General features: G+C 75.2%; 7 protein-coding genes and 1 pseudogene. 1 reads left to right on the top strand and 7 read right to left on the bottom strand.

The window, feature by feature from the left end:
* Nucleotides 1-245, bottom strand: a 245-nt coding sequence (locus GQS09_RS27305; protein WP_165990195.1) for a hypothetical protein, incomplete at its 3' end; no start/stop codon positions are given.
* Here GQS09_RS27305 and GQS09_RS27300 point away from each other — a divergent pair.
* Entirely contained in the window at nucleotides 229-972 is a 744-nt protein-coding gene (locus tag GQS09_RS27300; protein ID WP_313896373.1) for a DUF2249 domain-containing protein, read from the top strand. The genes GQS09_RS27305 and GQS09_RS27300 overlap by 17 nt on opposite strands.
* A gap of 192 nt (nucleotides 973-1,164) precedes the next feature.
* Here GQS09_RS27300 and GQS09_RS27295 read toward each other — a convergent pair whose 3' ends face one another.
* From GQS09_RS27295 to GQS09_RS28815, 6 genes and pseudogenes are all read right to left on the bottom strand, one after another.
* A complete protein-coding gene (locus GQS09_RS27295; protein WP_165990200.1) occupies nucleotides 1,165-1,665 on the bottom strand; it encodes a MerR family transcriptional regulator in 501 nt (166 codons plus the stop codon).
* 30 nt (nucleotides 1,666-1,695) lie between these two features.
* Nucleotides 1,696-2,337, bottom strand: a complete 642-nt coding sequence (locus tag GQS09_RS27290; protein ID WP_165990199.1) for a class I SAM-dependent methyltransferase — start codon at nucleotides 2,335-2,337, stop codon at nucleotides 1,696-1,698.
* A gap of 85 nt (nucleotides 2,338-2,422) precedes the next feature.
* A complete protein-coding gene (locus GQS09_RS27285) occupies nucleotides 2,423-3,049 on the bottom strand; it encodes an ATP/GTP-binding protein (RefSeq protein WP_165990198.1) in 627 nt (208 codons plus the stop codon).
* Entirely contained in the window at nucleotides 3,036-3,401 is a 366-nt protein-coding gene (locus tag GQS09_RS27280) for a DUF742 domain-containing protein (RefSeq protein WP_165990197.1), read from the bottom strand. Before GQS09_RS27280 ends, GQS09_RS27285 begins: the two co-directional genes overlap by 14 nt.
* Nucleotides 3,401-3,805 (bottom strand): roadblock/LC7 domain-containing protein, encoded by a 405-nt coding sequence (locus GQS09_RS27275; protein WP_165990196.1) that lies wholly within the window; start codon nucleotides 3,803-3,805, stop codon nucleotides 3,401-3,403. The genes GQS09_RS27280 and GQS09_RS27275 overlap by 1 nt, the downstream gene beginning before the upstream one ends.
* Nucleotides 3,802-4,111 (bottom strand): annotated as a pseudogene (locus tag GQS09_RS28815) (hypothetical protein); the annotation flags it as partial. The pseudogene GQS09_RS28815 and the gene GQS09_RS27275, both read right to left, overlap by 4 nt.

Genomic DNA, 4,111 nt, shown 5'->3' with positions numbered 1-4,111 from the left:
GCGGGGACGGCGGCCGGGGACGCGGCCGGCCGCCGCCGCGCCCGGCGGCTGCGCACCACGGTCCGGACCAGCAGCACCAGAAAGGTGATCAGCACGCCCAGCAGCACCACCGAGCAGACCACCCGGACCATCGACGGCACCGGCAGCACGCAGACCAGCAGCGCCCCGTTGGCCGCGGTGAGCCGGGCCGCCCAGCCGCGTTCCAGACCGGCCGCGGCGGCCGGGGCCGTGGAGACCCACCACACCCACCTCGCCGGCCAGCTCGCCGGGAGGGTCTCCGTCCTGCTGGAGACCGCGGCACGCAACCCCGCCGCGGCAGCGGCGGCCCGCGCCGCACTCGTCGCCTTCTGCGAGCGCGAACTCCTGCCGCACGCCTCCGCCGAGGAGGCCGTCCTCTACCCGCCCGCCCGCGCCACCACCGAGGGACGGCTGCTGGTGGAGGCCATGCTCGCCGAGCGCCGCCGCCTGGCCGCCCTGGTCGAGGGGGTGCGCAAGGCCCCCGGCACCGCCCGCGCAGCCGCCGACGCCCGCGCCCTCCAGGTCCTCTTCGAGGAGCATCTGGAGAAGGAGAACACCCTGATGGTGCCGCTGCTCGCGGGCTCGCCCGAGGTCTCCCTGGCCGGCCTGCTGGCCGGTATGCACGACATCCTCGGCCCGGCCGCCGCGGCGGGCACGGCGGACGCGGCACCGGCCGGCGGCTGCGGCGGCGGGGGACAGGAGTGCGGCTGCGGCGGCTCGGACGGCGATGCCGTCCCCGAACTCGACGTCCGCACCGTCCCCCACGCGCTGCGTCACGCCACGGTCTTCGGCGCCCTGGACGCGGTGCCGGCCGGCAGTGCCATGGTGCTGGTGGCCCCTCACGACCCGCTGCCCCTGCTGGCGCAGATCGAGGACCGCGCCCCCGGTGCCTTCGCCGTGGACTATCTGGAGCGCGGCCCCGAGGCGTGGCGGCTCAGGCTCACCCACCGCTGAGCGCGCGCCGCGCCGCACAGACCGGCCGCGGCCGTGTCCAGGGTCGGGGCCCGGGGACACGGCCGCGTGCCGCCCGCCGCCGCCACGGCACCGGGCCCGGCACTGCGGGACCCCGGAACCCGGGCGCCCCCGCGGCTGGGAACCCACCCGCTGACCGCGGGCCGCCCCGGCGGCCTACCCCGGCCGCCCGCCTCAGCCACCGGCCCCGCCGCCCGGCCCGGACGCCCCCTGCGGCAGCCGGGCGGTCACGGTGCGCAGGAACTCCGGGCAGCGCCGGAAGTCCTCGGCGTCGCACTCCAGCGCGTGCTCCACCAGGGCGAGCGACGCCCTGGCCGCCGCGATCCGCTCCAGCAGCCCGGCCCGCCGCCGCAGCAGGAGCGCGCGCCGGTCCGCCCGGCCCGGCCCGTCCGCGAACCGGCGGATCTCCTCCAGGGAGAAGCCGGACTCCTTCCCCAGCAGGATCATCGCCACCTCGGCGGCCTGCCCCGGGGCGTAGCGGCGCTGCCCGCCGACCCGCCGCGCCGGGACCAGCACGCCCATGTCCTCCCAGTGCCGCAGCACATGCGTGGCCAGGCCGAAACGGCCGGCCAGCTCGCCGATGGTCAGCTCCCCGGCGTCCGGTGCGGCAGCGTCCGGTGCGGCAGCGTCCGGCCCGCTGGTGCCCGGTTCCGTGGTGCCCGGTTCCGCCGTCATGACCGCCATGCTGCCACCCGCACCGCCGGTTCAGCCCTTCCCGCCGTCCCGCCCGCCCCTCAGCACCAGCCGGGCGTACCAGGGGAACGGATTCCAGCCCGGCCGCAGCGACCCGCGCCGCACCCGCGAGGCGGCGAACCGGGGCCGCGCCCGCAGCGCCGACTCGGCACGGCGCAGCGGCGCGAACCGGAAGTCGTACACCATCAGGTGTCCGCCGGGCCGCAGCACCCGCTCCAGCTCGGCGGCGGCCGCGGGCAGATCCGGCCAGTGATGCATGCTCAGTGTCGTCACCACCACGTCCGCGCCGCCGTCCGGCTCCGGAAGCCCGGCCACGTCACCGGTGCGCAGCACGATCCGGTCCGCCAGCCCTCTCTCCCGGGCCGCCCGCTCGCCCAGCGCCACCATGTCCGCGGAGACGTCCACCCCCGCCAGCGCCAGATCCGGGCGCACGGCCGCCAGTTCGTGGAGCAGCCGCCCGGGGCCGGTGCCGATGTCCAGCACCCGCCCGTCCCGCGGCGCCACGGCCGCCACCTCCCGCGCCACCTGCCGGTACAGGCCGCGCAGCGTCCATCGGGCCAGCCGGTCGTAGGACTCGCTGCGCGGCCGGTCGAAGTGCTGGTGACCGCCTCGGTGCGGCACCGGGAACCGCCGCCTCGCGGACCGCTCGGACATGGTCGTCCCTCCCTGTCGCGGCCCGGACGGGATACCGGGCCCACGGCCACTGTGGCGGTTCAGGCCGACCTGAAGTCAACGCCCCTCAGGCCCGTGCCGGAGTGCCCGCCCCGGCACGCGCGATCAGCAGGTCCAGCAGGGCCAGCAGGGCCCCGCGCACCTCCTCCCGGGAGCGCGCGTCGAGCATCAGGACCGGTGTCGCCGGATCGCCGAGATGCAGTGCCGCGGCGATCTCCTCGGCGGTGTAGGGCTGTTCACCGTGGAAGCAGTTGGCACCGATGATGAACGGCAGCCCGCGGTTCTCGAAGAAGTCGATGGCCGCGAAGCTGCGGTCCAGCCGGCGGGTGTCCACCAGCACGATCGCGCCCAGTGCCCCGGCCAGCAGGTCGTCCCACATGAACCAGAACCGCTCCTGGCCCGGGGTGCCGAACAGATAGAGCACCACCCCGGCGTCGCCGAGCGTGATNAGCACCACCCCGGCGTCGCCGAGCGTGATCCGGCCGAAGTCCATGGCCACGGTGGTGGCCGTCTTCGACTCGATGCCGTCCAGATCGTCGACACCGACCCCGGCGGCGGTGAGCCGTTCCTCGGTGCGCAGCGGCTCGATCTCGGAGATCGCTTCCACGAGGGTCGTCTTGCCGACGCCGAATCCGCCGGCGATCAGTATCTTGACCGGCGACTCTTCCCGGGCGTCGGTGTCATATTCGGGCAAGGCTGTCCCTGATTCTCATGAGCAGGTTGACATTGGAGGTCTCGGCGGCTTCCAGCGGCGGCCGGTGGCCGATCAGGCCGCGTTCGGCCAGCTCGCCGAGCAGGACCGTCATCGGGGTCAGGCGCATGTGCATACGGGCGGCGATCTCGGCGACCGCCCGGCTCTGCGGCGGCCGGCACATCTCCAGAATGGTCTGCCACTCGCTGGGCAGACCGCTCGCGTCCTCCGCCGCGGGCATCGCCGTGATGAGCGTGTCCATCGTCAGGACGGCATGGGGAGCGGCTGTACGCCCGTCGGTGAGGGCGTACAGCCGGGTTCTCCGGCTCCTGCCGGGTTCGTGGCCGTCCGGCATCAGGGGTTGGGCACCTGCGCGCGTTCCGGAGTGCTCAGCCACTCGCCGAGCGCCTGGGAGGTCCGCACCGCTTCGCCGCCCAGCTCGCCGAGCCGGGCCTTGCGGGAGGTGACCACGATCAGCGTGCTCCCCTCGCCGCAGCCCACGATGCACAGATAGCGGTCGTCCATCTCCACCAGCTGCCGGATCACCCGTCCGCCGTCCACCTCGCGGGAGATCGCCCGCATGGTGGAGGCGATGCCGGAGGAGGCGGCGGCTATCCGCTCCGCCTGCGGCCGGTCCAGCAGGTAGGCACTGAGCTTGATCCCGTCGTTGGACAGCAGCACCGCTCCCTGGATGCCGGCGATCCGGCTGAGGTTGTTGTCCAGGATGCTGTAGATCGCGTCGTTCGGTTTCGTCGTCATGCCCTGTCCCGTCGGAGCTCTTCTTCCACTGTCTGGGTACCGAGTGCGTAGTCGTCCCAGGCGTCCGCCACCTCTTCGGGCGTTGCGTCGTCCCCGGCCGCGGTCTCCGGTGCCCGTGCGTTCAGCAACTGCTCGGCCATGTGCGTCTGCGGCACCCGCTCCGGCAGCGGCGGCCGGTCCGGCCGCTCGCCGGACAGGGACTGCGCCACCTGCCGGGCCCGCTCGCCGGGCCGGCGGCGGGGCAGCCCGGCGGGGGTGGGCGGCTCCTCGGACGGTGGGGCCGGGCGGGGCCTCACCGGCCTCCGC

Source organism: Streptomyces sp. YIM 98790 (genome assembly GCF_011421595.1).
GTDB lineage: Bacteria > Actinomycetota > Actinomycetes > Streptomycetales > Streptomycetaceae > Streptomyces.
This window is presented reverse-complemented; position numbering and strand designations above follow the sequence as displayed.